Annotated in this window: 1 protein-coding gene and 1 pseudogene; one reads left to right on the top strand and one right to left on the bottom strand. The window is 66.6% G+C overall.

The window, feature by feature from the left end; translation table 11 throughout:
* Nucleotides 1–838 (top strand): hypothetical protein (locus ACFY5C_RS41865; protein WP_389455342.1); only part of this gene is annotated, 838 nt, incomplete at its 5' end.
* Here the strand turns inward: ACFY5C_RS41865 and ACFY5C_RS41860 are convergent.
* Nucleotides 826–1,166, bottom strand: a pseudogene (locus tag ACFY5C_RS41860) (aldo/keto reductase); the annotation flags it as partial. The gene ACFY5C_RS41865 and the pseudogene ACFY5C_RS41860 sit on opposite strands and share 13 nt — an antisense overlap.

The following is a 1,166-nucleotide window of genomic DNA, read 5'->3' as shown; positions in this document are numbered from 1 at the left end:
GGGTCAGGCTGTCGACCTACGTGTACAGCCGGTTGACGAGGTTCTTGATCGCGTCGAGCGGTCTCTCCAAGTGGGGTTGCTCCCGGAGACGATGGTGCGTAAGCGCCGATCTGTGGGGGCCAGAACCGACCGCGACACCTGGGTTCGGATCGAGCGGCGCCTGCTCGACAAGATCTCCGACCAGGGGTGGAACGGGACTGAGAGTGCCGCTCGTCTGAAGGGCATCGCCCAGCCCGCATGGCACGGATGTGTGGTCTGGCGGGCCCCGGACGGGTCGGTGATGTGGCGAGCCGATGAAACCGATCTCCTGCCAGGGGCTCCTGTCGGAAACGCCATCCTGAGTGAAGCCCCGGAGCTGCCGGACGACTGGTGGGGCGCACTGAACGCGTCGTTGGACGCGCTGGCGAAACAGAGCACGAGGCGGGTCGCCACGCCGGACACCGAGACCGTCACCCAGGCCCTCGTCACCGAGTCTGTCCGTGGTGTCTTCTCCGGCGATCTCGATACGACCATCGAGCAGTGGGTGCCGGCCCACGCGGACCTGAACTGGGCCAACGTGACCGCTCCGGCGTTCAGCCTCTTCGACTGGGAGGACTGGGGTAACGCGCCGCTGGGGCTGGACTCGGCCTCGCTGTGGGCGAGTTCCCTCGCTGTCCCGGCTCTGGCCAATCGCGTATGGCACGAGCGCCGGTCCGACTTCGAGAGCCGGGACGGCAAGGTGATGACGCTGTTTGCCTGCTCGAAGATCCTCGGGCCGTACGCGCACCCGGAAGACCCTCGGCTGGAACCCGCCCGGCGCATCGCCGAGCAGGTCATCAAGGAGCTTCAGGCCGGCTGATCGTGTGAACGGTCTCGCAGGAGACTCCGGTACTCCTGGACCGTTCGTTCCTCGACCTCTCCGACCAGGGCGCCGACGAGTTCACCCAGATGGGCGGGCTCCTCAGTGCTCACAGCCACAGTGTCCACCCTTGGCAGGTGATAGGCGGCTATGAACGCCGCCTGCACACGCGAGAGTTGACGGCAGTCACCGAGGAAGACACGAGGGTCGATCTTGGCCCACACCGAGTCGCTGGTGCTGCCGCCGAAGGGGCTCATGCCCCATACCTCGCTGGGGTCCAGGTCCCACGCCTTGATGAGGGTGTCCGCGGCGTCCAGCGTTCTGACTC

This window comes from Streptomyces sp. NPDC012935 (assembly GCF_042900345.1).
Taxonomy (GTDB): domain Bacteria; phylum Actinomycetota; class Actinomycetes; order Streptomycetales; family Streptomycetaceae; genus Streptomyces.
The sequence above is the reverse complement of the archived record's forward strand: the minus strand, read 5'-3'. Positions and strand labels throughout refer to the sequence as shown.